General features: G+C 72.5%; 25 protein-coding genes. 11 read left to right on the top strand and 14 right to left on the bottom strand.

All coding sequences use genetic code 11. The features are described 5' to 3' along the window. The first annotated feature begins 33 nt into the window (after positions 1-33). The 6 genes from ACNF49_RS20695 (at position 34) to ACNF49_RS20670 (ending at position 5,997) form a co-directional block, all read left to right on the top strand. Positions 34-2,337 (top strand): sensor histidine kinase, encoded by a 2,304-nt coding sequence (locus ACNF49_RS20695; RefSeq protein ID WP_357964508.1) that lies wholly within the window; start codon positions 34-36, stop codon positions 2,335-2,337. A gap of 34 nt (positions 2,338-2,371) precedes the next feature. Then, positions 2,372-2,791, top strand: a complete 420-nt coding sequence (locus ACNF49_RS20690; protein ID WP_357964510.1) for a roadblock/LC7 domain-containing protein — start codon at positions 2,372-2,374, stop codon at positions 2,789-2,791. Continuing rightward, positions 2,788-3,165, top strand: a complete 378-nt coding sequence (locus ACNF49_RS20685) for a DUF742 domain-containing protein (RefSeq protein ID WP_352356948.1) — start codon at positions 2,788-2,790, stop codon at positions 3,163-3,165. Before ACNF49_RS20690 ends, ACNF49_RS20685 begins: the two co-directional genes overlap by 4 nt. Beyond that, positions 3,146-3,733, top strand: a complete 588-nt coding sequence (locus ACNF49_RS20680; protein WP_352324453.1) for a GTP-binding protein — start codon at positions 3,146-3,148, stop codon at positions 3,731-3,733. The genes ACNF49_RS20685 and ACNF49_RS20680 overlap by 20 nt, the downstream gene beginning before the upstream one ends. Before the next feature lie 71 nt (positions 3,734-3,804). Further along, entirely contained in the window at positions 3,805-4,422 is a 618-nt protein-coding gene (locus ACNF49_RS20675) for a DNA topoisomerase subunit B (RefSeq protein WP_482944715.1), read from the top strand. 87 nt (positions 4,423-4,509) lie between these two features. Then, a complete protein-coding gene (locus tag ACNF49_RS20670; protein ID WP_357964514.1) occupies positions 4,510-5,997 on the top strand; it encodes an APC family permease in 1,488 nt (495 codons plus the stop codon). Between the two features lie 54 nt (positions 5,998-6,051). On the opposite strand, the gene ACNF49_RS20665 is transcribed toward ACNF49_RS20670, so the two are convergent. From ACNF49_RS20665 to ACNF49_RS20655, 3 genes are all read right to left on the bottom strand, one after another. Further along, on the bottom strand, positions 6,052-7,692 hold the full coding sequence (locus ACNF49_RS20665; RefSeq protein WP_498702769.1) for a monocarboxylic acid transporter: 1,641 nt from the start codon (positions 7,690-7,692) through the stop codon (positions 6,052-6,054). Next, positions 7,689-8,018 (bottom strand): DUF485 domain-containing protein, encoded by a 330-nt coding sequence (locus tag ACNF49_RS20660; protein ID WP_357964516.1) that lies wholly within the window; start codon positions 8,016-8,018, stop codon positions 7,689-7,691. Before ACNF49_RS20660 ends, ACNF49_RS20665 begins: the two co-directional genes overlap by 4 nt. A 165-nt stretch (positions 8,019-8,183) precedes the next feature. Continuing rightward, a complete protein-coding gene (locus ACNF49_RS20655; protein WP_482944714.1) occupies positions 8,184-9,362 on the bottom strand; it encodes a trans-sulfuration enzyme family protein in 1,179 nt (392 codons plus the stop codon). Positions 9,363-9,373: 11 nt separating this feature from the next. Here ACNF49_RS20655 and ACNF49_RS20650 point away from each other — a divergent pair, with 11 nt between their 5' ends. Then, positions 9,374-10,366, top strand: coding sequence for a LacI family DNA-binding transcriptional regulator (locus ACNF49_RS20650; protein WP_482944713.1), 993 nt, complete (start codon positions 9,374-9,376; stop codon positions 10,364-10,366). 1,780 nt (positions 10,367-12,146) lie between these two features. On the opposite strand, the gene ACNF49_RS20645 is transcribed toward ACNF49_RS20650, so the two are convergent. From ACNF49_RS20645 to ACNF49_RS20620, 6 genes are all read right to left on the bottom strand, one after another. Further along, positions 12,147-13,634 carry a sodium/solute symporter gene (locus tag ACNF49_RS20645; protein ID WP_357964520.1) on the bottom strand — a complete coding sequence of 496 codons (1,488 nt, stop codon included), beginning with the start codon at positions 13,632-13,634 and terminating at the stop codon, positions 12,147-12,149. 19 nt (positions 13,635-13,653) lie between these two features. Then, the gene (locus ACNF49_RS20640; protein WP_357964522.1) at positions 13,654-14,106 is read right to left on the bottom strand and encodes a hypothetical protein; all 453 of its coding nucleotides are present in this window, start codon (positions 14,104-14,106) and stop codon (positions 13,654-13,656) included. Next, positions 14,103-14,852: a LytR/AlgR family response regulator transcription factor gene (locus ACNF49_RS20635; RefSeq protein WP_357964524.1), complete on the bottom strand. Its 750-nt coding sequence runs from the start codon at positions 14,850-14,852 to the stop codon at positions 14,103-14,105. Before ACNF49_RS20635 ends, ACNF49_RS20640 begins: the two co-directional genes overlap by 4 nt. A 114-nt stretch (positions 14,853-14,966) precedes the next feature. Then, positions 14,967-16,145 (bottom strand): sensor histidine kinase, encoded by a 1,179-nt coding sequence (locus ACNF49_RS20630; protein ID WP_352356966.1) that lies wholly within the window; start codon positions 16,143-16,145, stop codon positions 14,967-14,969. Between the two features lie 46 nt (positions 16,146-16,191). Then, a complete protein-coding gene (locus ACNF49_RS20625) occupies positions 16,192-16,605 on the bottom strand; it encodes an HIT family protein (RefSeq protein ID WP_482944712.1) in 414 nt (137 codons plus the stop codon). Then, the gene (locus ACNF49_RS20620; RefSeq protein ID WP_482944711.1) at positions 16,602-17,309 is read right to left on the bottom strand and encodes a DUF1838 family protein; all 708 of its coding nucleotides are present in this window, start codon (positions 17,307-17,309) and stop codon (positions 16,602-16,604) included. The genes ACNF49_RS20625 and ACNF49_RS20620 overlap by 4 nt, the downstream gene beginning before the upstream one ends. Positions 17,310-17,361: 52 nt before the next feature. Here ACNF49_RS20620 and ACNF49_RS20615 point away from each other — a divergent pair, with 52 nt between their 5' ends. Further along, positions 17,362-18,918 (top strand): MFS transporter, encoded by a 1,557-nt coding sequence (locus ACNF49_RS20615; protein WP_482944710.1) that lies wholly within the window; start codon positions 17,362-17,364, stop codon positions 18,916-18,918. Between the two features lie 5 nt (positions 18,919-18,923). Beyond that, entirely contained in the window at positions 18,924-19,520 is a 597-nt protein-coding gene (locus ACNF49_RS20610) for a TetR/AcrR family transcriptional regulator (RefSeq protein ID WP_357964532.1), read from the top strand. Here ACNF49_RS20610 and ACNF49_RS20605 read toward each other — a convergent pair. From ACNF49_RS20605 to ACNF49_RS20590, 4 genes are read right to left on the bottom strand one after another with little or no spacing between them, the layout of a single operon-like run. Beyond that, complete coding sequence (locus ACNF49_RS20605; protein WP_357964534.1) at positions 19,507-19,944, bottom strand: protease inhibitor I42 family protein; 438 nt, start codon at positions 19,942-19,944, stop codon at positions 19,507-19,509. The two genes, ACNF49_RS20610 and ACNF49_RS20605, sit on opposite strands and share 14 nt — an antisense overlap. After that, entirely contained in the window at positions 19,941-20,879 is a 939-nt protein-coding gene (locus ACNF49_RS20600; RefSeq protein WP_357964536.1) for a YihY/virulence factor BrkB family protein, read from the bottom strand. The genes ACNF49_RS20605 and ACNF49_RS20600 overlap by 4 nt, the downstream gene beginning before the upstream one ends. A 2-nt stretch (positions 20,880-20,881) precedes the next feature. Then, positions 20,882-21,514: a DUF3618 domain-containing protein gene (locus tag ACNF49_RS20595; RefSeq protein WP_482944709.1), complete on the bottom strand. Its 633-nt coding sequence runs from the start codon at positions 21,512-21,514 to the stop codon at positions 20,882-20,884. After that, complete coding sequence (locus tag ACNF49_RS20590; RefSeq protein WP_357964540.1) at positions 21,511-21,891, bottom strand: phage holin family protein; 381 nt, start codon at positions 21,889-21,891, stop codon at positions 21,511-21,513. The genes ACNF49_RS20595 and ACNF49_RS20590 overlap by 4 nt, the downstream gene beginning before the upstream one ends. A gap of 295 nt (positions 21,892-22,186) precedes the next feature. Between ACNF49_RS20590 and ACNF49_RS20585 the strand changes: the two genes are divergently transcribed. Together ACNF49_RS20585 and ACNF49_RS20580 are read left to right on the top strand one after the other, a co-directional pair. Next, entirely contained in the window at positions 22,187-25,096 is a 2,910-nt protein-coding gene (locus ACNF49_RS20585) for a DEAD/DEAH box helicase (RefSeq protein ID WP_482944708.1), read from the top strand. A gap of 2 nt (positions 25,097-25,098) precedes the next feature. Then, positions 25,099-25,872, top strand: coding sequence for an SWIM zinc finger family protein (locus tag ACNF49_RS20580; RefSeq protein ID WP_482944707.1), 774 nt, complete (start codon positions 25,099-25,101; stop codon positions 25,870-25,872). A gap of 2 nt (positions 25,873-25,874) precedes the next feature. On the opposite strand, the gene ACNF49_RS20575 is transcribed toward ACNF49_RS20580, so the two are convergent. After that, positions 25,875-26,813 (bottom strand): diacylglycerol/lipid kinase family protein, encoded by a 939-nt coding sequence (locus ACNF49_RS20575; protein ID WP_357964546.1) that lies wholly within the window; start codon positions 26,811-26,813, stop codon positions 25,875-25,877. Positions 26,814-26,889 lie beyond the last annotated feature (76 nt).

The raw sequence follows: 26,889 nt of genomic DNA, 5'->3' as shown, positions 1-26,889 counted from the left end.
GCCAGTGTCCGGGCCAAAGTCACGGCGCTAATCGTGTCGCTCACCTTGTTGTGGGCGTTCGCGGCGTGGGTCACGCTGAGAGAGGGCGTCAACCTGCTCTGGGCGGCGACCGTCGACAGCAGGATCGTCGAGCCGAGCGAGCCGCTGCTGGTCGAGCTCCAGCGCGAGCGCCGGCTGACCGTCGCCCACCTCGGCGCCGGCTCGCGGACCGTCGACAGGGGCATGCGCGACCAGCGGGCCAAGACCGACTCCCTGCGCGCGGAGTTCACCTCCACGGCCCAGGGCAACGTGGTCGATCTCGCTTCCGACGAGCCGCTGCTCGAACGTATCTCCGAGGTCAACGCCGAGCTGGACAAGCTCGTGGCGGCACGGAAGGCGATCGACACCGGCAAGGCGGACCTGTCCCAGGCGACGCGGCAGTACAACAACGCCATCGACGCGATGTACCGCATGTACGACTCCGTGGCCGCCTTCGACGACAAGGAGATCGCCAAGATCGGCCGTACGCTGTCGGACATGTCCCGCTCGCGGGAGTTCCTGGCCCGTGAGGACGCGCTCTTGTCCGGTGTCTTCGCCAAGGGCGCGTTCACCGAGAACGAGCACGCCGAGTTCGTCAAGACCTCGGGAATCTTCCACTACACGCTGACCGAGGCGCTGGACAGGCTGCCCGACGAGGACAGGACCGCGTTCGACGCGTGGCTCAAGAGCGAGTCCGTCGTGCGGCTGCAGGCCATGGAGGCGCAGCTCGTCCAGCACGAGCCGGGCATGGGCCCGCTTCCGATGAGCGGCGAGAGCTGGCGCGCGGCGGCCGACGGGACGCTCGCCGGCATGCAGACCACGACCCTGGCGGGCGGCGACCGCCTGCTCGACCGGATCGTCCCCGTCGCCATCGGCGTCATCGTGCGGCTGCTCCTGGCCGGCGGTCTCGGCCTGATCGCGGTCATCGCCTCGATCGTGTTGTCCATCACCACGACCAGGCAGTTGCTCGCCCAGCTCAAGAAGCTGCGCGACGCCGCCCACGAGCTGTCCGACGACCGCCTGCCCGGCATCGTCGAGCGCATCGGCCACGGCGAGGTGGTGGACGTCGCCAAGGAGGCGCCCGCGCTGGAGTTCGGCGACGACGAGATCGGGCAGGTGGGCCAGGCGTTCAACACCGTGCAGCGCACGGCGATCAGCGTCGCGGCCGAGCAGGCGGAGCTGCGCCGCAGCATCCGCGACATCCTGCTGAGCCTGGCCCGCCGCACCCAGGGCCTGGTGCACCGGCAGCTGACCGTCCTCGACGTGATGGAGCGCAGGGAGACCGACCCCGAGGAGCTGAAGGAGCTCTTCCGCCTCGACCACCTGGCCATCCGGATGCGGCGCAACGCCGAGAACCTGATCGTCCTGTCCGGTTCGTCGCCCGCCCGTACGTGGCGGCGGGCGGTCCCCATGGTGGACGTGGTGCGCGGCGCGCTGGCCGAGGTCGAGGACTACACCCGGGTCACGCTCATGCCGATGGGCGAGGTGGTGCTCGTCGGCCGGGCCGTCGGTGACGTCATCCACCTGCTGGCCGAGCTGATCGAGAACGCCGTGTCGTTCTCGCCGCCGTACACGAACGTGCAGGTCAGCGGCCAGCTCGTGGCCAACGGCTACGTCATCGAGATCGAGGACCGCGGGCTCGGCATGAAGCCCGAGGACCTCGACGCGGCCAACGAGCGCATCGCCGACCCGCCCGAGTTCCGCATCTCCGGCACCGCCCGGCTGGGGCTCTACGTGGTCAGCCAGCTCGCCCGGCGGCACGACATCCAGGTCGTGCTGAAGCCCTCCCCGTACGGGGGGACCACGGTCGTGGTGCTGCTGCCGCAGGAGCTCGTCGAGCTCGACCCGGCGCCGCGGCACCCGGAGGGCGACACCCGGCCGAGCCTGCCGCGCCGGACGAGCACCGGGACCACGCTGGCCACGGTCGCGCGGCCCGCCGAGAACGTCCGCACCCTGACCCCGCCGCGTCCCGCCCCGATGCCCGCCCCCATGCCCGCCCCCACCCCCTCCCAGCTCCACGCGGTGGCCACCCCCTTCCCGGCACCCTCGCCTTCACCTGAACCAGAACCGCCCGCGGAACCGGAGCAGCAGCCTGTGGCCGAGTTCACGCCGTCCGGCCTGCCGTTCCGAGTCCCCCAGGCCAACCTGGCGCCAGCGCTGCGTGACGACACGCCGACGCAGCCCGACTTCGAGGAGGACGATGACGAGCGCTCGCCCGAGGAGATCCGCGCCATGATGGGATCCCTGCAGTCAGGCACCCGTCTTGGCCGCACCGAGGCGGCCAGGCTGATGGAAGAGCAGCCGGGAGGCGAGGCATGAGCGCCGCGGCCCGGCTCCCGACGGGAGGCCCGACATGACGCCCAGCGCGGGCACCGACCTCAACTGGCTGCTCGACGACCTGATCGGCCGGATCAAGGAGGCCGAGCACGCCATCGTGCTGTCCTCCGACGGCCTGCTCATGGCCTCGTCCGCCGGTCTGCAGCGCACCGACGGTGAGCACCTGTCGGCCGTCGCCTCCGGCCTGCAGAGCCTGGCCAAGGGCGTCGCGGACCACATCTCCGCCGGCGCGGTGCGGCAGACGGTCGTGGAGTGGAAGTCGCAGTTCCTGATCGTGACGACCGCGGGCGAGCGCGCCTGCCTGGCCGTGCTGTGCGCCCAGAACGCCGACATCGGGCTGGTGGCGTACGAGATGGCGATGCTGGTGGCGCGGGTCGGCCAGTACCTCACCTCCGGCGCGCGCAACGCCGAGGCCGTCGCCAGGAGCGACCGGTGAGCACCACGGAGGAGTCCACGGACGAACACTGGATAGATCCGGAGATCATCCGGCCCTACGTCGTCACGCGCGGGCGGACCCAGCCCGCGCACGGCAAGTTCGACCTCATCTCCATGGCGCTGGCGGTGGGTCCGCCGCCGGGGCCCGACGCCGGGCTGGACCCCGAACACCTGCGCATCCTCCAGCTCTGCCGCGAACCCAAGTCCGTCGCCGAGATAGCCGCGCACCTGAACCTCCCGGCCGGCACGATCCGCGTGCTGCTAGGCGACCTGTTCGACCGCGAACTCGTCTCTGCCCAGGAACCGCAATCCGAGGTGGACATGCATGACATGAAGATGTACAGGGCGGTGCTCGATGGTCTTCGCTCGCTCTGAGCGCCCGCGCCTCCCGACGGCGATCAAGATCCTGATCGCCGGCGGATTCGGTGCGGGCAAGACGACGATGGTCGGAGCCGTGTCCGAGACCCGGCCGTTGCGCACCGAGGAGGTGCTGACCGACCGCAGCGTGGGCGTCGACGACCTGACCTCCGTGGAGGCCAAGCGCACCACCACGGTGGCCATGGACTTCGGGCGCATCACCCTGGGCACCGACTACGTCCTGTACCTGTTCGGCACCCCCGGGCAGGAACGCTTCTGGTTCGTGTGGGACGAGCTGGCCGAGGGCTCCCTGGGGGCCGTCATCCTGGCCGACACCCGCCGCCTGGCCGACTGCTTCCCCTCGGTCGACTACTTCGAGCGGCGCGGGACGCCGTTCGTGGTGGCGGTGAACTGCTTCGAGGGGTCGCCGACGTTCGAGCTGGACGAGGTGCGGCTGGCGCTGCAGCTCAACCCGTCGATCCCGATCGTGATGTGCGACGCGCGGAAGCGGGACTCCAGCCGAGAGGTGCTGATCACCCTGGTCAAGCACTCGGCCCGGCTGCGCGCGGAGCCGGTCGGAAGCTGAGAACGGCCCGCGGACGACCTCCGGGAGGTCGTCCGCGGCCGCCTCGGCACGCGCTTGGCATACTTGCCGTGATGAACGACGCACGGGCTTCCTGGCGGAACACGACGCACGACTGGGCGGGCGGCGTGGACGAAGAGCACCTCGCGGGCATCCGCCGCCGTCCGGGCGAGTTCGCTCCCGGCGGTGTGCCGCACCTGGTCCTGGAGGTCGTCGCGTACGCCGCCGACGAGGCGGAGAGCCGGGGCGGCGGGCGCTGCGCCGTCGTCCTGCACCCGGACGGCTCGGTCGAGGTGACCGACGACGGCCGGGGCACCGACACCCGCCTCGACGAGCACGGTCGGCCCGTCAAGAAGCCGATCATGGCCACGAGGGACCTGCGGTTCTTCGACCATCCCGGCGCGCAGACGCTGCCCGACGGTCACCCGCGCCGGGGCATGTCCGTGGTCGCGGCCCTCAGCGAGTGGCTCGTCCACACCAACCGCCGCCTGGACGGCTCCTGGACCCGCCGGTACGAGCACGGCCTGCCGGTGAGCGACCTCGAACCGGTCGCCGGCGACGGCACGACCGGCACCGGCGTCCGGTTCCTCCCCCGGGCGGACCTGCGTGCCGCCGCGCCCGCGACGGCGGCGGACCTGGCGACCTGGCCGTGGCCGCACCTGGCCGTAGAGGTGCACGACCGGCGAGGCTGACACTCGCCCGCCTGCCGCTTGACGGCGCGGGCGTCCGGGCAGACCTTGGCAGGTGAGACGATCCGCCTGCGTGCGGGAGGCCGGGCCATGACCGACGACGAGCTGCTGTCCGAGCGGGTGGCGGGCGGGATCCTGCCCCGCGTGCTGACCACCTTCGACATGGTCGCGATCTTCGTGGCCGTCGTCCTGTTCATCACGAACGCCGCCGTCATCCAGAGCGCCGGTCCGGCCGCCTTCGGCTGGTGGGCCATCGCGTTCGCGCTCTTCCTCGTGCCGTGCGCGATCGTCACGGGGCAGCTCGGCGTGATGTTCCCCGGCGAGGGGTCGATCTACCTGTGGACGAGCAAGGCGTTCGGGCCGTTCTGGGGGTTCTTCGCCGGGTTCTGCGCGTGGTGGCCGGGCGTGCTGGTCATGGTCGCCACGGGAACGCTGACGATGTCGTTCCTGGGGCTGGTGTTCCCGGCCCTGGGCGAGCTGCCGGTGCAGGCCCAGGGCGGGATCATCGTGGTGATCCTGGTGCTGGCCGCCGTCCTGGCGGCGCTGCGGTTCAGGCTCACGCAGAACGTGGTGAACGCGGTCTTCGTCGCCTACGGGCTGGCGATCCTGCTCATGTTCGCCGCCGGGGTCGTCCACCTGCTACGCGGCAACCCGCCGGCGACCGACCCGTGGGACTTCGCCGCCTGGAGCCCGTCGGCCGAGCACGGCGTCAACTTCGCCAACTGGAGCTTCTTCGGCCTGGCGGTGCTGGCCCTGCTGGGGGTCGAGGTGCCGCTGAACATGGGGGTGGAGATCCGGCACGAGCGCGCGGTGACCCGCTACCTGCTGTGGGGCTCGCTCGCGGTCATGGTCGCCTACCTGGCGGCGACGTGGGGCGTGATGGTGTCGGTACCGCCGGACCGGGCGGCCGGGGTCACGGCCGTCGCCCAGGCGGTGGGCGTCGGGCTCGGCGAGTGGGCCGGACGGCTGGTGGCGCTGCTGCTGGCGGCCATGTTCTTCGTCATCACGGTGGTCTACGACTACTCCTTCGCCCGGCTGATCTTCGTCTCCGGGCTGGACCGGCGGCTGCCCGCCGTGGTCAGCCACGTGAACGCCCACAAGGTGCCCGACGTGGCCGTCTGGATCCAGACCGTGCTGGCGGCGGTGTTCACGGTGGCGGCGTTCGTCGTGGTGCCGTTCGCGTCGGCGACGCCGGCGGACGCCCAGACCGAGGTCTACAACGTGTTGCAGGCCGCGGTCACGGTGATCTGGTGCCTGTCGATCGTGGTGCTGTTCGTGGACGTGCTGATCATCCTGCGGCGCTACCGGACCCAGTTCGAGGCGCGGCGGCTGGCCTCGCCCGCCGTGTTCTGGGCCGCCTCGATCGTCGGCGCCCTGGCCTCGCTGGTGGGCGTGGTGGCCACGCTGTCGGGCTCGTGGACGCCGCTGATCTCCAACGACGCCGGCACGGTCACCCTGTTCGGCGCCCGCGTCGCGTACGGCACCTGGTTCTGGCTGGTCGGCGGCATCGCCCTGGCCTCGCTCGCGGTCGGGGCGCTGCTGTACCTGGCCGGCCGGGCACACGCCCGTAGACGCTGACCGGGGCCCGGCCTGTGGCAGGCCGGGCCCCGTCACGCGCAGGGAGAGCGGGGGTCAGTGCTCGGTGGCCTTCTCGGCGCCGACGCCGGTCAGCGAGCGCACCTCGATCTCGGCGTACTTGGCGGCGTTGTACTCCTTGCTGAGGATCGTGCCCAGCCAGCCGAACAGGAAGCCGAGCGGGATGGAGACGATGCCCGGGTTGCTCAGCGGGAACCAGTGGAAGTCCACGCCGTGGATCAGCGCGGTCACCGCGGCGCCCGGGGGCGGCGGCGGGGCCGAGACCACCGGCGAGAAGATCACCAGGATCAGCGCCGAGCCGAGGCCGCCGTAGATGGCCGCGACCGCGCCCGCCGTGTTGAACCTCTTCCAGAACAGGCTGTAGAGGATCGCCGGCAGGTTGCCCGAGGCCGCGATGGCGAAGGCCAGGGCGACCAGGAACGCCACGTTCTGGCCCTGGGCGAGGATGCCGAGGCCGATCGCGATGGCGCCGATGACCAGCGCCGAGACGCGGGCCACCACGACCTCCTGCCGCTCGCTGGCGCCGCCGCGCTTGAAGACGTGCGCGTACAGGTCGTGGGCGAAGCTGGAGGAGGAGGCCAGGGTCAGGCCCGCGACGACGGCCAGGATCGTGGCGAAGGCGACGGCGCCGATGAGCGCGAGCAGGATCGTGCCGCCGACGTCGCCGAAGATCTGCGCGCCGATCCGCTCGGCGAGCAGCGGGGCGGCGGTGTTGGCCGCCTTGTCGGCCTTGAGGATGTCGGTCTTGCCGACGATCGCCGCCGCGCCGAAGCCGAGCACCAGGGTCAGCAGGTAGAACACGCCGATGATGCCGATGCCCCACAGGACCGACTTGCGGGCGTCCTTGGCGGTGGGGACGGTGTAGAAGCGGATGAGGATGTGCGGCAGGCCCGCCGTGCCGAGCACCAGCGCGAGGCCGAGGCTGATCAGGTCGATCTTGCCCGCGAGCCCCTGGGCGTCGGTGCCGTACTTCAGGCCGGGAATGAGGAAGTTGCCGGGGTTGGCCTTCGGGCCGCTGGTGGCGGCGGCCTGGCCGAGCAGGGACGAGAGGTTGAAGCCGTACTTGCCGAGCACCAGCAGCGTCACCAGCGCGGCGCCGGTCATCAGCAGCACGGCCTTGACGATCTGGACCCAGGTGGTGCCCTTCATGCCGCCGAACACCACGTAGACGATCATCAGCGCGCCGACGCCGATGATCGTCCAGACCTTGCCGGCCTCGCTGGTGATGCCGAGCAGCAGGCCGACCAGCGCGCCCGCGCCGACCATCTGGGCCAGCAGGTAGAAGATGCTGACCACGATCGTGGACACGCCCGCCGCCGTGCGCACCGGGCGCGGGCTCATCCGGAAGGCCAGCACGTCGGCCATGGTGAACTTGCCGGAGTTCCGCATCAGCTCGGCCACCAGCAGCAACGCCACCAGCCAGGCGACCAGGAACCCGATGGAGTACAGGAACCCGTCGTAGCCGGAGACGGCGATGATGCCGGCGATGCCGAGGAAGGAGGCGGCCGACATGTAGTCGCCGCCGATCGCCAGGCCGTTCTGGACGCCGCTGAAGGACCGGCCGCCCGCGTAGTAGTCGGCGGCCGTCTTGGTCTGGCGGCTGGCCCAGAACGTGATGGCCAGGGTGCCGGCGACGAAGGTGAGGAAGAGGATCATCCCCAGCGTCGTGGAACTCACTGCGTCTTCTCCTCGACCTCGTGACGGAGCTTGTCGGCGATCGGGTCGAGCTTCTTCTCGGCGTGCCGCGCGTACGCCCACGCGATGAGGAACGTCGAGACGAACTGCAGCAACCCGAAGATCAGCCCGACGTTGATGTCGCCGAACAACTTGATGCCCATGAAGTCGCGGGCCCAGCCGGACAGCACCACGTACAGCAGGTACCACACCAGGAAGGCCACCGTCATGGGGAAGGTCCAGCGGCGGAAACGCCGCTTCAGCTCCTGGAACTCACTGCTCTCCTGCACCTGTTCATAAACGGACGCGTCATGTTCTCTGGTCGTCACGAGACCTCCACTGTGATGCGGATCACGCTCAACGTAAGAGCGCAACCTACCCGTCGTGGAGAGGCGTGGGGGTGCTGTTCGGCGAGCCGCTCGCGTACCGCGTTTAGTTGGGGATGGCCTGCGGTGAAAGGTCTGTTCAGCGCGATGAGCGGTCGGGTATTCCGTTCACCCCGATATCGGACGCGAGGGGCCGGGCAGGGCGCTCAGCGCCTGATCCAGGTCCTCGACGAGGACCGCGGCGGGCTCCAGGCCGATCGACAGGCGGGCCAGGCCGACGGGGATGCCCATGGTGGCCCGCACGCTCTCCTCGAGGGTCAGGGCGGGGGCGATGACCAGGCTCTCGAAGCCTCCCCAGGACACACCAATCCTGAAATGTCGCAATTTATCGAGGAAAAGTGCGGTCTGCTGGCGATCGTCCGTGGCGAGTTCGATGCTGAACAGGCTGGAGAAGCCGGACATCTGCCGCAACGCGGTCGCGTGGCCGGGATGGGAGGGCAGCCCCGGATGGTTCACCGCCCGTACGGCGGGATGCCCCTCCAGGAACGCCGCCACCGCGAGCCCCCGCTCCTGGTGGGCGGCCATCCGCACGGGCAGCGTGCGCAGCCCCTTGATCACCTTGGCCGCGTCGTGCGGCGACATGGCCGCGCCGTAGAGCTGGTACTCCGTCAGCGCCAGCGGCCGGATCAGCCGGGACGGTCCGACCACCACGCCGCCGACCAGGTCGCTGTGCCCGCCGACGTACTTCGAGAGCGAATGCACGACCAGGTCCACGCCCAGCGTCAGCGGTTTCTGGAACAGCGGCGTGGACCAGGTGTTGTCCATGACCGTGACGAGCCCGCGCCCGCGCGCCCAGGCCGCCACCTCGGCGATGTCCACGATCGCGTACGCCATGTAGGAGGGCGACTCGAAGTACAGTAGGCGGGTACTCGCCCTGATAGCGCTGTCACATCCCGCGAGGTCGTCGACGTGCGTATGCGTGACGCCGTACTTCTCCAGGTAACGCAGGAACTGCGTGGTCGGCCCGTACACCGCGCCGAGCACCAGCACGTGGTCACCGGCGGACACCAGCGAGGAGATCGTCGCCGAGATGGCGCCCATCCCCGAGCCGAAGCACTTGGCCCGCTCACCGCGTTCCAGCGCGGCCAGCTTGCGCTGCGCCACGTCGACGGTCGGGTTGGTGCCGCGGCCGTAGACGTACCGCTCGTCCTCGTCCCGGATCGCGGCTCCCAGCTCGGCCGCCGTCCCGAAGGTGAACAACGAGTTCTCGAACACCGGCGGGTTCACCGCGCCCAGCGTCCACGGCTCGTCCTCGCCCATCCGGCCGCAGATCCATTCATCCTCCATGGGGGCAGACTATGACAACGCGTAAGCCCACCATGGCGGACGTCGCCCGGCACGCGGGCGTCAGCCTGAAGACGGTGTCCCGCGTGGTCAACCAGGAGCCGCACGTCCGGGCCTCGCTGCAGCAGCGGGTGCACGACTCGATCAGCGCGCTCGGCTTCCGCCGCAACGAGGCCGCCGCCCGGCTGGCCCGGGGTGCGACCATGCTCACGCTCGGCCTGGTGATGGAGAACATCTCCAACGAGTTCTACGCCCGCCTGGCCGCCGCGGTGGAGGCGGCGGCGGCCGAGCACGAGGCGCTGGTGGTGTTCGGTTCGTACGAGGAGCGTCCGGACAAGGAGCGCATGCTGATCGAGTCGATGCACGCGCGGGGCGTGGACGCGCTGATCGTCGTGCCCTCGCCGGCTGACCACTCCTGGCTGGCCGAGCACGGCGGCCCCCGCACGGTCTTCGTCGACCGTGTGCCATGCGGGCTCGACCGGGCCGACGTGATCATGCTCGACGACGAGCGCGGCGGCCGGACGGCGACCGCGCACCTGCTCGCCCACGGGCACCGCCGCATCGCGCTGATCTCCGACGACGACGGGCTGAGCTCGGTGCACGACCGGGCCCGGGGCTACCGGGCGGCGCTGCGCGAGGCGGGGGCGGCGGCCGACGAGGCGCTGGTGGTGCGGGGGGTGTTCGATCCCGGGCGGGTGTCGTACGAGGTGGGGCGGCTGCTCGACCTGCCCGACCCGCCGACGGCGTTCTTCGCGACGAACAACCGGGCGGCGATCGGCGTGCTGCAGGCGTTGCGGGAGCGTCCCGAGCGGCCGGCGTACGTGGGGTTCGACGACTTCGCGCTGGCCGGCCTGTTCAGCCCGGGGGTGACGGTGGTGCGGTACGACATCGGCCGGCTGGCGCGCGGCGCGGTGGAGCTGCTGCTGGATCCCGTACGCGAGCCGCGCCGGATCACGGTTCCCGTGGAGCTGGTCGCCCGGGGGTCCGGGGAGTTGCCACCTGCCTGACCTTCCGGTCAAACCTCCCCCAAGTCCCCTTATGTCGGAGCCTGATGGGATACGTGAGGGGTAATCGCAGGTCATGGCCGAGAGCAGCCCGTACCGCGATGACCGTACGCCCGAGGAGCAGGCGCTCGGCTCCGACGCCTCGGCGTCCGCCCGTCCGAGCCCTGAGGTCTGCCTGGAGATCTCCGAGGTGCGGGTGGAGGAGACCGGGCCGCCTGTTGCCCGGCGCGGCGGCGCGCAGGCGCGGGCGACGTTGCGGGTACGCCTGGACGACGTGGCGCACCTCATCGACCACCTCCTGAACGCCGCCCCCCACCTCCTGGACCACCTCACCCCGACCACCGCCACTCCCCCACCCCGCCACGCCTTCCCCACCACCACGGACACCCCCTCCACCCCCGGCGCCTCGGGGACGCCCTCGGCGGCGCGGGCAGGCGGGGCGTGGGGAGGTCGGCCGATGGAGGGCGGCGAGGTGCGGCGGGGATGGCCGAGGGGCGGTGCCCCCTCCTGGCGACCGGAGCGGAAGCACGCGGGCGACCTGGGAGCGGCCACCGGACGAACCATCCACCACGCGGCCCCGGGCGAGGAGGCCCCGCACACCGTCCCGGGACACGAGGTGCTCGACGTCGAGGCCCACGCCGGGACGGCCGCCAGACCCATGACCGAACAGGCCGCCCGGCACAGCGACGCCTCCCACCCGACGCCCCCGACCAGACCGTACTTCGCCCCCGACGAGGGAACCCTCCCTGACGAGCCGCCCACCGCGAGCCCCACACCGCACGAGCTTTCCCGCCAGGCACGGGACGTCATGCCGTCGCCTGCGGACCGTCGTTCCGGCTCGGCCCGGCCCGCCGGCCAGGACCCGGGGCCCGGCCGTTCCAGGAGCCCGCACACCGGCGTCGGCCCGCGCCCTGGCCTGGACCCTCCGCCGCAGGAGCCGTCCCACCCCGGCCTCGCGCACCGGATACCGTCCCAACCCGGCCCTCGGCCACAGGCGCCGGCCCAGCCCGCCCACGCGCCGCACGCGTCGGCGCAGCGGCAGCCCGGCCGTCCCGCGCCCCAGGCCGGCAGCAGGCCACAGGAGTGGACCCGTCCGCACGTCCCGCCCCAGGGGACCGCCCAGCCACGTCCGGGCCGAACCCCGGCCCCGCCCGACACCGAGCCAGAGGGTTCGGCCCGGCCGGACGTCCCGCCGGAAGGGACGGGTCGGCCCTGGCCCGGCCGAAGCACGTCCCCACGAGCCGCCGGCCTGTACCGCCCCGGCCTGGACCCACCACCCCAGCCCCACGATCAGGGCGGCATCCCGCGCCCCACGCGAAGCGACCATGAGCTCAGAACCGCGAGCGACCGCACAAGCCCAGCCGCATCAAGGGCCGCAGGGGCCGCACACAGCGAGGAGGCCGGAGACAGAGCGGGGGCCGTGGGTGGCGCGGGGAGGGTGAGGGGTGCCGGGACCACAGGCACAGCCGGGGCCGGAGGCAGTGCCCGCACCGAGGGGGGGCGCTGGAGGCGGCCCCGGGAGGGGAAGGGGCGCCGGAGCCGGGGCGGAGGCCGGTGGTGTGGCGCGGAACGAGGCCGCCAGCGGAAACGGGGTGGCGTCGGAGCGCTTGGGAGGCGTCGCCGCAGGCTGGTCGTGAGCCGGAAGATCTCGACACCTGAGCAAGCCGGGAGGGCGAGCAGCCCCCACCGACACGCTCCCACGCGAGCGTCCGTCGACCGCAGACGACGGACGGAGCCGACAGACGGGACGGCGGGCCGAGCGCGGGCCTACAGGCCCGGGAGGTCATGGGGAGCGGGGGTGCCAGTCGCCGCGGTCGAGGTCGAGGTTTTCCGGGGTGTGGAGGCGGACCATCGTGCGGGCCACGCCGGGCGGTACGCGGTGCGGGGTCAGGAACGACACCGACACCATCACGGTGAACGCGATCGGCACCGTCCAGGCCGCCGGCTGGGCCAGCAGTGCCCCCGTGAGCCCCTCGTACGGCCCCCCGGTGATCGTGGCGAGCACGGCCGAGCACGCCAGCCCGCCCCCCACGAACAGCCCCGCCAGCGCCCCGGTCGTGGTGAGCCGCCGCCACCAGATGCCCAGCACCAGCAGCGGGCAGAACGACGAGGCGGCCACCGCGAACGCCAGCCCCACCACGTCCGCGACCGGCAGCGCCCGCGCCCACAGCGCCAGCGCCAGCGGCACGGCGACGGCCATGAGGGTGGCGATCCGGAACGAGCGCACGCCGCCCTTCAGCAGGTCCTGCGCGATAACCCCGGCGACGGACACGGTCAGCCCCGAGGAGGTGGACAGGAAGGCCGCGAACGCCCCGGCAGTCACGAGGGCGGTCAGCAGGTCGCCGAGCGTGCCGCCGATCATGCGGCTGGGCAGGGTGAGCACGACCGCGTCGGTACGCACGAGGTCGGGGGCGTAGAGGCGGCCGAGCCAGCCGTACAGGGCGGGCAGCAGGTAGAACGCGCCGAGCAGGGTCAGCACGACCAGCGTCGTACGGCGGGCGGCCCGGCCGTCGGGGTTGGTGTAGAAGCGCACGAGCACGTGCGGCAGGCCCATCGTGCCGAGGAACGTGGCCAGGATCAGCGAGTACGTCGAGTAGAGCCCGTACTCCTTGGCCCCGGCCAGCGGCATCTGCCAGGTGGTGGCGTCCTGGACGCTGAGGGCGGGCGCGCCGTCGCCCTTCCAGGCCAGCAGCAGGAACACCAGCGGCACGGCCAGCGCGGTCAGCTTGAGCCAGTACTGGAAGGCCTGTACGAACGTGATCGACCGCATGCCGCCGGACAGCACGTTCACCGCCACCACGCCGGCGACCAGCAGCCCGCCCGCCCACACCGGCGCCCCGGTGATCGTGCGCAGCACCAGCCCGGCGCTCTGGAACTGCGGCATCAGGTACAGCCATCCGATCAGGACGACGAGCACGCTGGCGGTCCTGCGTACGGTCATCGACTCCAGCCTGGCCTCGGCGAAGTCGGGCAGCGTGTACGCGCCCGAGCGCCGCAGCGGCGCCGACACCAGCACCAGCAGCACCAGGTAGCCGCCGGTCCATCCGACGGGCAGCCACAACATGTCCACGCCGTAGGACAGGATGAGCCCGGCGACGCCGAGGAAGGAGGCCGCCGACAGGTACTCGCCGCCGATGGCGGAGGCGTTCCACAGGGGGCTGACGGTCCGGGAGGCGACGTAGAAGTCGGAGGTGGTGCGGGAGAACCTGATGCCGTACGCGCCGATGAGCACGGCCGCCGCCATCACGACGACCACCGCGGTGAGGCTCACGAGGGGCCCTTCGCGCCGGTCACCGGCGTTCCACCAGCTCGGCGAAGTGGCGTTCGTTGCGCTCGGCCTGGCGGACGTACAGCCAGGCGCCGATGACGAAGGCGGGGTAGATGAGCCCGGCCAGCACCGCCCACGGCAGGGAGACGCCGAGGACGTCCACCTCGCGCAGTTCGGGGATGAGCAGGAACAGCAGCGGCAGGCCGCCGACCACGCAGGCCAGCACGGTGCAGACGAACAGGGCGAGCCGGAACTGGGTGCGCAGGAGCGAGCGCATGTAGACCTCGCCGAGGCGGGTCTGCTCGTCGATCTCCCTGGTGGCCGGGTAGCGGGGGCGGCGGGCGGCGGCGGTGCGCGGGCTGGTCACGCTGACCCGGCGCGGCGTCTCGGAGCGGCGGAAGGCGTCCATGCGGCGGGCGGCGGCGTCGGTGCGCGGCGACCCCGCCGGACGCCCCGGCCGGGGATCGGGGGTCATTCCGTCCTGCCCTTCCTGGCGCGGCGGACCAGCAGGTCGCGCAGCTCGCGGGTGTGCCGCCGGCTCACCGGGAGCTCGGTGTCGCCGACCCGCACGCTGCACCGGCCCGAGTCGATGTGCAGCTCCTCGATGTGCTTGACGGCGACCAGATGGCTGCGGTGCACCCGGACGAACCCGGCCGGGGCCCAGCGTTCCTCCAGCGTGGCGAGCGGGATGCGGACGAGGTGGCTGCCGTTGGCGGTGTGCAGCCGGGCGTAGTCGCCCTGGGCCTCCACGTAGACGACGTCGGCGCTGGAGACGAACCGGGTCACGCCGCCCAGCTCGACGGGGATGGTGTCGCTCTCGCCGGTCTCGGCGGGCACGTCGGACGAGACCGCCACGCGCCTGATGGCCTCGGCGAGCCGTTCGGGACGTACCGGTTTGAGCAGGTAGTCCTCGGCCTTGATCTCGAAGGCGTCCACCGCGTGCTCCTCGTACGCGGTGACGAACACGACCCGTGGCGGGTTGGCGAACTGCGACAGCAGCCGTCCGAGCACGACGCCGTCCAGCCCGCGCATGCGGATGTCGAGGAAGACGGCGTCGATCGGGCGGCCCTCGGCGATGCCGCGGTCCAGCAGGCGCAGCGCGGCCGCCCCGTCGCGCGCCGTCACCACCTCGCCGATGCGGGCGTCGGCGCGGAGCAGGTAGGACAGGTCCTCCAGCGCGGGTAGCTCGTCGTCCACCGCCAGGACGCGCAGCCCGGTCACACGTCACTCCTCACACCTCGAATGCATTAGACAGTGATGAAACCGGCACCAAACGTCAAGGCCGTCACGGCGGGGTCACAGGTGGGGGCAGGTATGAGGGCGGGCTGGAGGAGGTCAGCGGGCCGAGACGCCGGGGTGGTACTTCGGCAGGCGCACGTTGACCTTGGTGCCCGCGCCCGTGCCGGTCTCGACGACCAGGCCGTACTCGTCGCCGTAGACCTGGCGGAGCCGTTCGTCGACGTTGGCCAGGCCGACGCCGCCGGTGGGGGCGATCTCGCCGGCCAGGATGCGGCGCAGCCGATCGGGATCCATGCCGAGGCCGTCGTCCTCGACGCTGATGCGGCACTCGGCGCCGGCGTCCTCGGCGATGATCGTGATGCGGCCGACGCCGTTGCGGCTCTCCAGGCCGTGCCGGACGGCGTTCTCGACCAGCGGCTGCAGGCACAGGAACGGCACCGCCACCGGCAGCACCTCGGGGGCGATGCGCAGGGTGACCTGCAGCTGGTCGCCGAATCTGGCGTGTTCGAGGGTGAGGTAGCGCTCGATCGAGTGCAGCTCCTCGGCCAGCGTGGTGAACTCGCCGTGCCGCCGGAAGGAGTAGCGGGTGAAGTCGGCGAACTCCAGCAGCAGCTCACGGGCGCGTTCGGGGTCCGTACGGACGAAGGAGGCGATCGTGGTGAGCGAGTTGTAGATGAAGTGCGGCGAGATCTGCGCGCGCAGGGCCCGGACCTCGGCCTCCATGAGCAGCGTGCGCGAGCGGTCGAGCTCGGCCAGCTCGAGCTGCGAGTTCACCCAGCCGGCCACCTCCTGCGCCGCCCTGACCAGGCCGGCCGAGGCGTTCTGCCCGTAGGCGGCCAGCGCGCCGACCAGGCGGTCGTCGGTGGTGAGCGGGACGACGACGGCGTGCCGGATCGGGCATTCGAGCAGCTCGCAGTCGATGGTGAGCACCTGGGTGCGGCCGTCCCGCAAGGTGGCGGCGGCGTGCTCGAACGCCTGGGCGGCGTGGTGGTCGCCGGCGCCGTCGTAGACGAGCAGGCGCTCGCGGTCGGTGATCGCGAGCGCGGCCGAGCCGAGCAGCGCGCGCAGGTGGCGGGAGGCGCGCTCGGCGCCCTCGGGGGTCAGCCCGGCCCGCAGCGGCGGCCCGGCCATGGAGGCGGTGTGCAAAGTCTCGAACGTGGCCCGCTCGGCCGGGCTGGTGCCCAGCTCGCGGCGGCCCCGCATGACGCGCCAGAGCACGATCGCGGGCACGCCCACCAGCACGGCCACGACGGCGACGCCGACCAGGTACTCCACGCGCCCCGAGCCTAGCGCCCGCCGCCGCCCGTCCCGCCGGCCACCCTCACCCGGCCGCCAGCGCCTTGGCGACGGCCGCCGCGTAGGTCTCGGCCTCCTGCGCGGACTCGTAGGTGGTGCGCGGCCAGAAGAAGCCGCGCAGGCCGTCCTTACGGTTGCGCGGCACGACGTGCACGTGGAGGTGGGGCACGCTCTGGCTGACCCGGTTGTTCATCGCCACGAACGTGCCGGCCGCTTCCAGCCCCTCCTCCACGGCCCTGGCCATGGCCTGGACCCGGGAGAAGAACGGCCCGACGTCGGCGAGGTCGGCCAGCGTCTCGACGTGGAGCCGGGGCACGACGAGCACGTGCCCCTTGAAGACCGGGCGGGTGTCCAGGAAGGAGACGGCCACCTCGTCGGCGCTCACCACGTGGGCGGGACGCGCGCCGGCGATGATCTCGCAGAACAGGTCGGTGCTCACCGCCCGACCTTATCGGCGAAGGCCGTCCAGCTCGTCATGTTGGGCGCGGTCCACTCGGCGGGGGCGTGCAGGAAGTGCTCGCCGACGCGCTCGCGCAGCCGTCCGGGGACGTCGGCGACCTTGGCGCCCCTGCAGTGGTAGACCAGCCCGCCCGGCCGTTGCCCCATGGCCATCCAGGGCAGCCAGGGCGAGACCCGGCACCAGGAGAAGACCGCCGGCACGTCGGGCATGCCGGACTCGACGTCGGCGGCCGAGGCGAAGAACTGGAACAGCTCCAGGGCCCGATACGTGTCCCGAGCCGAGTTTTCCGGATATTTCGCGACAGGTAGTGGCGAAGGGTAGGAAAGGCGGATGTCGGCGTTGAAGACGACCTGCTCCCCCAACCGCGTCACCGGCACCGGATAGGCCCCGAGCCGCTGGTTGACCGGGTCGTTGAAGACGTGCTGCACCTCGACGGACCGCCCGGTGAGCGGGTTGTCCCACACGTCGACCGGCTCCCTGGTCCTCGGGTCGAGGTAGAGCGCCGCCTCCCTGGTCAGCAGCTCCCAGCCGCCGTCGGCCGGGCGCGCCCGCGCCACGTTCAGCCCCTCGAAGCCGAACAGGTGACGGGGGCCGTCGTCGTCCTGCCAGCCGTAGACGTCGCCGGTCCAGTAGGAGATCGTCTCGGCGCCGTCGGCCGAGGCACGCACCCGGATGAAGTCCATGATCCGGAGCTTACCCCTTGTTTCGAGACAGCATGTTGCTATCTTTAGGGACATGGTGTCGCTAAATGAGCGGACCCGGCAGAGCTGGCTCCCGCTGATCGTGCTCGGCGTCGGGATGTCGATGATCATCATCGACGCGACGATCGTGAACGTCGCCGTCCCCGCGATCATGGGCGATCTGGGGTTGTCGGCCACGGACGTCGAATGGGTGAACTCCATCTACTCCCTGGCCTTCGCCGCCCTGCTCATCCCCCTCGGCCGGACCGGCGACGTGCACGGCAGGCGCCGGATGTTCGCCGTCGGCCTGGTGGTGTTCCTGGCCGCGAGCATGCTGGCCGCCGCCGCGCCGAGCGGCGCGCTGCTCATCGCCGCCCGCGTCGTCCAGGGGGTCGGGGCGTCCATGGTCGTCCCGATGACGCTGGCGATCATCAACTCCCTCTACACGGGCTCGCGCCGGACGATCGCCTTCGCCGTCTGGGGCTCGATCATCGGCGGCATGGCCGCGCTCGGCCCGCTGCTGGGCGGCTGGGTGGTGACCGACTTCGGCTGGCGCTGGGCGTTCTGGGTGAACCTGCCGATCGGCCTGCTCGTGCTGCTCGGCACGGTCAGGGTGCCCGAGTCGAAGGACCCGGCGGCGGGCGGCTCGGACGTCCCCGGAGTGCTGCTGTCGGTGGTCGGCCCGGCCGCGCTGGTGTTCGGCCTGATCGAGGGCCAGCGCTACGGCTGGTTCACGCCGACCGGCGAGGCCACGCTGTTCGGGTGGGACTGGCCGCTCGGCGGCGTCTCGCCGATCCCGTTCGCCTTCGGGCTCGCGGCGCTCGCGCTGGCCGCGCTGCTGCTGGTCGAGCGCTCACGGGCCCGGTCGGGCCGCCCGGTCGTGCTGGACCTGTCGCTGTTCGCCATCCCCTCCTTCCGGTACGGCGGCGCCGCCGCGATGATCATCAGTCTCGGCGAGTTCGGCCTCATCCTGGTGCTGCCGCTGTTCCTCCAGGCGGCCATGGGGTTCACCGCGTTCGCCACCGGGCTGATCATCGCCTCGCTGGCCGGGGGCACGTTCCTGGCGGGCGGCGTCGTCCCGCGGCTCGGCCTGGCGCCCAGGCTCATCGTGCGGCTGGGGCTCGTCCTGGAGGCCGTGGGCGCGATCGCGATCGGCCTGGCCGTCTCCCCCTCGCTCGGCCCGTGGACGCTGGTGCCCTGGCTCGTCCTGTACGGCGTCGGCGTCGGCTTCGCCTCGGCCCAGCTCCCGAACGTGATGCTCGCCGACGTGCCCGCCCGCCGCTCCGGCGTGGCCTCCGGGCTCCAGAGCACGATCCGCCAGCTCGGCGCCGCCGTCGGCATCGCGGTGCTGGGCGCCGTCCTGGTCACCGGCCTGGACGCGGCGATGGCCGAACGCCTGCCCGGCAAGCCCGCCCTCGGGCAGGCCGTACGCGAGAGCGCCGGCACGGCCATCGCGGCGATCAGGGAACCCGCCGACCACGCCGCCGCGGTCGCGGCGGGCGCCGACGCGACCCGCCGGGTCACGATCGTGACCGGCATCGTGCTGTTCGGCGGCGTCGGGGCGACGTTCCTGCTGCCCGATACTGGGAGGAGACGACGCGAGGAGGAGTGAGTCCGGTGCCGAGGATCAGCGCGGCCACGGTGGCCGACCATCGGGCCAGCCAGCACGCGGCCCTGCTGGCGGCCGCCATGGAGATCCTGGCGGCCGAGGGTCCGGCCGGGCTCACCCCCGCGGCCGTGGGCGCGCGGGTCGGGCTGGCCCGCTCCAGCGTCTACCGCTACTTCTCCGCCACCGCCGACATCCTGGCCCAGCTCGTGGAGGACGCGATCCCCCGCTGGGCCGACCGGCTGGTCACGGCCACCCGCGACGGCGACCTGGAGGAGCGGGTGCGCGCCTTCGGCGCCGTGTCGCTGGCGTTCGTGACCAGCCCCGACCACGCGCTGCTGCGCGCGGTCGCCGCGGTCGACCTGCCCGCCGAGTGCCGCCACCGGCTCGACCAGCTGCACGAGACGATGATCGAGCCGCTGCGCGGCCTGCTCGCCGAGGCCGGGGAGCCGCATCCCGACCTGGTGGCCCACCTGGGGTGGAGCATCCTGGGCGAGGGCCGGCGCCGCCTGGCCGCGTGCGCCGACGCCGGCGCCGACGCCGAGGCTGAGATGATCACCGCGACCACCCTCGACGTGTTGTGCCGCGCCGTGCTCAGCGGACGGTGATCTCGAAGATGGCCTCGCCCGACTGCCGCCTGCTCTCCTCGTCGGGCGGCGTCGAGCTCCGGCCGCACCGCCAGCAGTCGCGCAGCGTGATCTCGGCGGTGCCCGGACTCTTGGTGTTGAAGACGAAATAGGCCGTGCCGCCGCTGCCGGGGCCCTGGCCCGCGCTCTTCCGCTCCTCGCTGATGTAGGAGGCCACCCTGGCGTCGGGCACCGCCGCCAGCCGCCAGCTGTCGCCCACCGACGGGTTGTCCGGGACGGCCAGCGAGAACCGCTGCCCGGGACGCAGCTCGGCGCGCACGGTCGTGCCCTTGGCACCCTTGACGACGGTGCCGAAGTCGCTGACCGCCGAGCCGCCGCCGCAACCGGCCACCAGGCCCGAGGCCACCAGGGCGAGTGCGGCGACGACGGCCTTTCCACGCTTCACTCGGGAAGGCTATCCTCCTTCGGCGGATCCCGGGGCTCCACGTACGGCTCCTGCCCGACGGGCTCGCCCTCGGCGATCTGGCGTTCCCTGATCAGCTCGGCGTCCAGCTCGGCGCCCAGCAGCAGGGCCATGTTCGACAACCACAGCCAGATCAGGAACACCACGACGCCGGCCAGCGTGCCGTAGGTCTTGCCGTAGGACCCGAAGTGGGCCACGTACAGGGCGAAGCCGCCGGAGACCACGACCCAGAGCGCCACGGCGAGCAGCCCGCCGGGGGTGATCCAGCGCACGCCGGGCTGGCGCACGTTCGGCGCGGCCCAGTAGAGCACCATGATCAGCCCGGTCGCGACGAGCGCGAGCACCGGCCATTTCAGGATGTCCCAGGCGGTCACCAGCGCGCTGCCCAGGCCGAGCGCCTTGCCGACGCTCCTGGCCAGGTCGCCGGTCAGCGCGACGGAGATCGCGCCGAGCGCCAGCAGCACGGTGGCCAGCACGGTGAGCCCGATCCGGAGCGGGGTCACCTTCCAGAACGGACGCCCCTCGTCGATGTCGTAGATGGTGTTGCCGGCCCGGATGAACGCGCCGATGTAGCCCGACGCCGACCAGAGCGCGACCAGCAGGCCGACGATCGCGACCAGGCCGGCCGAGGCCGCGTTCTCCTGGACCGACCGCACGCCCGTGACGATCAGGGAGCGCACCTCGTCGGGCGCCAGCACCACGAGGTTGCCGACCAGGGTGGCGGTGTCGCGCCTGCCGAGCAGGCCGAACACCGACACCAGCACGATCAGCGCCGGGAAGATGGACAGGACGGCGTAGTACGTGAGCGCTGCCGCGAGGTCCTGGACGCCGTCGTTGCGGAACTCGACGACGGTGCGTTTGAGCACGCTCCACCAGGCCCTGCGCGGCAGTTCCGCAGGTCTTTCGGGGGAACGCACGCCTACTTCGCCCTGTTGCGCTTCCTGAGGCGCCGGACGACGAGGGCCGTCACCGCCGCCGCAGCGGCCAGCAGCAGCACGGGACGCTTGCGTGCCCCGGTGGCGGCGTCCTTGACCTGGTGGGGCGTGGCCTCGCGGACCTTGCCCGCGACCTCGCCGGCCATGCCCTTGGCCGTGCCGGTCACCTCGGCGGCCTTGCCCTTGGCCACGCCGGTCATCTCGGCGACCTTGCCCTTGGCCGTGCCCGCCGCCTCGGTGGCCCGGCCCTTGAGGTCGGCCTTGTGGGCCAGGGCGCTGACCGTGTCGCCCAGTTCGTTCCTGGTTTCCTTGATGCTTTTTCGCACGTCGTCCTCTTCCTCTTCCTCGTCGTCCTCGCCGCGGCCTCCGGCCAACGACTCCTCCTCGACCGCGCGGCTCTCCACCGCCTCGGTCCGGTCGTCGGGCACGGGGGTCTCGGGGATGAAGGTCTCGTGTTCCTGCCGGGCCAGCTCGGCCCGTCTGGCGTTCTCCGCAGCCCCCGGTCTCGTCGGAGGCACGTTGATCGACTCGCGTTCGGTCGGCGTGCCGACGGTCGCCCTGCGGGCGCCCACGTCACCGGCGTGCTGCTCGCTGTATCCGGGGTCCGTCTCGCTCATCGGCGTGCCCTCTCCTTGACCATGTCGATATCGGCCTTGACGCTCGCGATGGTCTCCTCGGGGACCGGCGGCGCGGCCTGTTTCACCTGGTTCTTTCCGGTCAGGCCGAGCAGGGCGGCGGCGATGAGCAGGACCGCCCCCACGATCGCGGCGGCCGCCCACCCGGGCATGACCAGAGCGAGGAGCAGGACGACGGCGGTCACCAGCGCGGCACCGCCGAAGAACGCGGCCATCCCGGCCGCGCCGAACAGCCCCGCGCCGAACCCCGCCCGCCTGCCCTTCTCCGCGAGCTCCAGCCTGGCCAGGCGCAGCTCGTCCTTGACGAGCCTGGAGACCTGGTCGGAGAGATCACTGACCAGCTTGTGGGTATCGTTCACGACGTCGCCTCCTCCGCTGAGCAAGGCGACTACCCAGCTGACCGCCTGTTATTACCTCTTGGCGGCCTTCAGCAGGAACCGGAGGACGGACGCCACCGGCGACTTGGGCGCCTCGCACCAGCTGTCAGGCTGCTTCGGCTTGCTCCACGGTGAGGGGAGCTCGCACGAGGGAGCCTGCGGCTCAGGCCGCTCACACCACGATCCGGGAGTGTTCATACTTCGATGGTACGACTTGCGGCCCGGCCCGCAGAAGACTCGCGGACCGGTCGCTCCAGCCCGACGGTAACCTGCCGGGGTGCTGGTACACGGGGTGTGGGCGGGTGACGGGCTCGCCTTCTGGGGCGAGGTTCCCGGGCGGGCCGCCGCCGTGTCCCGTGGGCCGGGCGCGCGGCCCCATCCGTTCGCCGCCTCCCCGGCCGAGCTGGCCGGCGCGCCGGGGCTCGGGGTGGGCGGGCCGCCGTCCAGGGTGCTGGAGCTGCTGCTGCCGGGGTCGGCCAAGGGGCCGCTGCCCTCGCCGGAGACGGGGCTGCTGACGGAGGTGGCCAGGCCGCGGCTGCTGCCGTGGCGGGTGCCCGCGGTCGTGCTGCCGCCCGCCGAGGCCCTTCGTGCGCTGGACGGCCATCCGGGCGACGCCACCGCCACCGTCCGCCACTGGGCCGCCGTCGCCGCACTCGCCCGCGACCTGGCCGGCCGCGGCCGGGTCGTCCCCCAGCTCGTGCCCGCGCCCGATCCCGAGGGCGCCGCGCTGGCCCTGTGGCGGCCCGTGCTGACCGGGGCCGACGCCGCCTACTTCCGCGACCTGGCCCTGGCCATGCCGCCCGCCTGCCGCACCTGGGCCGCCGAGCGCCCGGCCGCCGGGGTGCAGCTCCAGGCGCTGGAGGCGTTCACCGACGCGCTCGTCCGGCAGGCCGTCACCACTCCCCTGGCCGCCCCCTCTGCCACCGCCCCCACGACGCCGCGGGAACGGTGGCTGGCCGCGCTGACCGGCGACCCGGCCTGCCCCGACGACCCCGGGCTGCGCGAGGAGCTGGACCGCTGGCGGGCGGCCGTCACGGCGGCCGAGGGCGCCACCCGCGTCTGCTTCCGCCTGCTCGAACCGGCCGCCGGCGACGACTGGCGGGTCGAGCTGGCGTTGCAGGCCGCCGACGACCCCAGCCTGTACGTCCCGGCCGCCCGCGTCTGGAGCGGCGAGAAGGGCCTGCCCGGCCGGCCGGAACGCGAGCTGCTGGCCGGGCTCGGCCGGGCCGTGCGGCTCTACCCGGAGCTGGACCGGGCCCTGCGCGTGCCGGAGCCGAGCGAGCTGGCCCTCGACACGGCGGGTGCGTTCGGCTTCCTGCGCCAGGCCGCGCCGCTGCTCCAGGCGGCCGGGTTCGGGGTGCAGCTGCCGCGCTGGGCGGGCCGTACGCGGCTCGGGCTCAAGCTCACCACCAGGACCAAGCCGCAGACGGCGGCCGTCAGCCAGGGCTTCGGGCTGCGTGAGCTGGTCGACTTCCGCGTCGACCTGGCGGTGGGCGAGGAGACGATCAGCGAGGCGGAGCTGGCCGAGCTGGCCAGGCTCAAGGTGCCGCTGGTCCGGGTCCGCGGCCAGTGGGTGGAGCTGGACGACCGGCAGCTCAAGGCGGCGCTGCGGGCGGTGGAGGGGGTGCGCGCGGGCGAGGCGGCGGCGGCCGACCTGCTGCGCCACGTGATCCAGGGCGACGACGAGCTGCCGTTGCTCGCGGTCGACGCCGACGGCGTGCTCGGCGACCTGCTGTCGGGCCAGGCCGAGCGGCGGCTCACCCCGCTCGCCACCCCGCCGGGCCTGGACGCCGTGCTGCGGCCCTACCAGGAGCGCGGCCTGGCGTGGCTGAGCTTCCTGTCGGAGCTGGGCCTCGGCGGGGTGCTCGCCGACGACATGGGCCTGGGCAAGACGGTCACGACGCTGGCGCTGCTCGTCCACGAGCGGGCCGCCGCGCCGACGCTGCTGGTCTGCCCGATGTCGCTGGTGGGCAACTGGCAGCGGGAGGCGGCCAGGTTCGCCCCGGGGCTGCGCGTGTACGTCCACCACGGTTCCGGCCGGGACGCCGCCCGCATCGCGGAGGCCGACCTGGTGATCACCACGTACGGCACCGCCCACCGCGACCTGGAGACCCTGCGGGAGCAGGAGTGGCGCCGGGTGGTGTGCGACGAGGCCCAGGCGATCAAGAACAGCGGCACCCTCCAGGCCCGCGCCGTCCGGTCGATCCCCACCGGCACCCGGCTGGCCCTGACCGGCACGCCGGTCGAGAACCACCTCGCCGAGCTCTGGTCGATCATGGAGTTCGCCAATCCCGGCCTGCTCGGGCCGCGGGCCCGCTTCCGCACCCGGTTCCAGGAGCCCATCGAGGCCCGCCAGGACGAGCTGGCCGCCGATGCGCTGAAGCGGGCGACGGGCCCGTTCATCCTGCGCCGCCTCAAGACCGACCGGTCCGTCATCTCCGACCTGCCGGAGAAGATCGAGATCAAGGAGTGGTGCCCGCTCACCCCCGAGCAGGCCACGCTCTACCAGGCCGTCGTGGACGACATGCTGGCCCGGATCGACGACAGCGAGGGCGTCGAGCGGCGCGGCCTGGTGCTGTCGGCCATGGCCAGGCTCAAGCAGGTCTGCAACCACCCGGCCCACCTGCTCAAGGACGGCTCCCGCCTGGCCGGCCGGTCGGGCAAGCTGGCCCGGCTGGAGCAACTGGCCGAGGAGGTCCTGGCCGAGGGCGAGAAGGCGCTGCTGTTCACGCAGTACGCCGAGTTCGGGACGATGCTCCAGCCCTACCTGGCCCAGCGGCTCGGCCGCCCGGTCCTGTGGCTGCACGGCGGCCTGCCGAAGAAGACCCGCGACCGTCTGGTCGAGCGTTTCCAGCACGACCAGGAGCCGATGTTGTTCCTGCTGTCGCTCAAGGCGGCCGGCGTCGGGCTCAACCTGACGGCGGCGAGCCACGTGATCCACGTCGACCGCTGGTGGAACCCGGCCGTGGAGGACCAGGCCACCGACCGGGCCTTCCGCATCGGCCAGCGCAGGAACGTCCAGGTGCGCAAGCTGATCTGCGCGGGCACCCTCGAAGAGCGCGTCGACCAGATGATCGAGCGCAAGAAGGCGCTGGCCGAGCGGGTGGTCGGCGCCGGCGAGGAGTGGCTGACCGACCTGTCCACCGACGAGCTGCGCGAGGTGTTCCGCCTCACGGGAGGGTCCTGACCATGCCCGACTGGTACGACGGCGGCGGCCCCATCGAGGTCGAGGGCGGCCTGCGGGCCCGGTCGCGGCGCGGCAGCATCGGCTCGGCCTGGTGGTCCAGGCGCTTCGTCGACATCCTGGAACGCGTCTGCGACAAGGGCCGCCTGTCCCGCGGCCGCGCCTACGCCCGCAAGGGCCAGGTGCTCTCGATCGACCTGTCGGCGGGGCTGGTCCGGGCGTCCGTGCAGGGGTCGCGGCCGGCGCCGTACGACGTCGTGGTCAGGATCGGCGTCCACGGCGAGGACGTGTGGGCGCGGCTGGAGGAGGCCGTCGCGGCGCAGGCCGTCCACCGGGCCAGGCTGCTGGCCGGGGAGATGCCGGCCGAGATCGAGGAGCTGTTCGCCGCCCATGGCGTCGACCTGTTCCCGCGTGACCTCGACATGGAGTGCTCGTGCCCCGACTGGGGGTTCCCGTGCAAGCACCTGTCGGCCGTGCTCTACCTGCTGGCCGAGTCGTTCGACGACGACCCGTTCCTGGTGCTGGCCTGGCGCGGGCGCACCCGCGAGCAGCTGCTCGGCTCGCTGGCCGACGACCCGCCCGCGCCCGATCCGCTGGAGGTGGCCGACGTGCCGTTCGCCGACCGGCTGGCCGACTTCTACGCCCCCGGCGCCACCGCGCACCGCCCGGAACGCCGCCCCGCCGCGGCCGCCCCCGACCTGCTGCCGCGGGTCTTCCCGCCGCCCGCCGGCCTGGCGGACGCGCTCGCCCCCGCCTACCGGGCGCTGGGCGGGGGCTGAGGTCAGTTGTCCTCGAAGGAGTCGGGGACCATCACGCGTACGCCGTTGGGCACCACGCGCAGCGTGATCGGGGTGCGCAGGCGCACCTCGCCGTCGACGTCGGCGGCCATCGGCGGGTCGGTCTCCAGCAACATCTCCCGGCCGACCACGAACGGGCCGCCCGCCAGGCTGCGCCAGCGGCCGGTGGTCGCCCGCAGCAGCGTCTCGCCGAGCAGGCGCAGCTTCTTGCCCGAGCCGAGCTGGTAGGCCACCAGCATGCCGTTGTCGATGCTGATGTCCTTGGCCACCTGCCAGCCGCCGTGGAAGCGGCCGTTGGCGATGTTGAGCTGGTGGGTGAGCAGCTCGTGGCGCTGGCCCTCGACGGTGATGTAGGCCCGGAAGGGCCGGTGGCCCGGCAGGACGGTCAGCGCGGTCATCGGGTAGGCCGGACGGCCCACGATGCGCTTGAGCCACGGCTTGACCCGGCCGGCCACCTCGACCGAGACGCCGAAGCTGGCCAAATTGGCGAAGGGCCGGTCGCCGGCCATGCCGAGGTCGATGTCGGCGACCTTGCCGGTGGAGAACACCCGGATGGCGCCGGCCAGGTCGAGCGGCAGGCCGAGGCTCCTGGCGAAGTTGTTGGTGGTGCCGAGCGGCAACACGCCGAGCGCCACGTCGCGGTGGGCGACGTGGCGCACGGCCGAGGAGAGGGTGCCGTCGCCGCCGCCCACGATCAGCAGGTCGGGGTTGGTGGCGAGGGCGGTGTCGAGCAGGTCGCGCAGCCGCTTGGGGTTGTAGACCGACAGCTCGGCCAGCGGCTCGAACCCCAGGTTGTGCAGCTGCTCGATGACCTCGAAGTAGTGGTGGCGGCCGCGGCGTGAGCGAGTGTTCACCACCACCGCCACCCGGCGATCCCGCCGGATCGCCTCAGTGTGCTCGATCTTGGTGCGCAGTTCGCTCATGGTCATCAATCGTAGGCGCTGTATCCGCCGCTCAGTGCTGGATCGAGGGCCGCCGGAGACCCGGCGGCCCTCCTCA

The sequence above is a fragment of the Actinomadura sp. ATCC 39365 genome, assembly GCF_054392275.1.
Note: the sequence above shows the minus strand (reverse complement) of the source record. Positions and strands in the feature narration are given on the sequence as shown.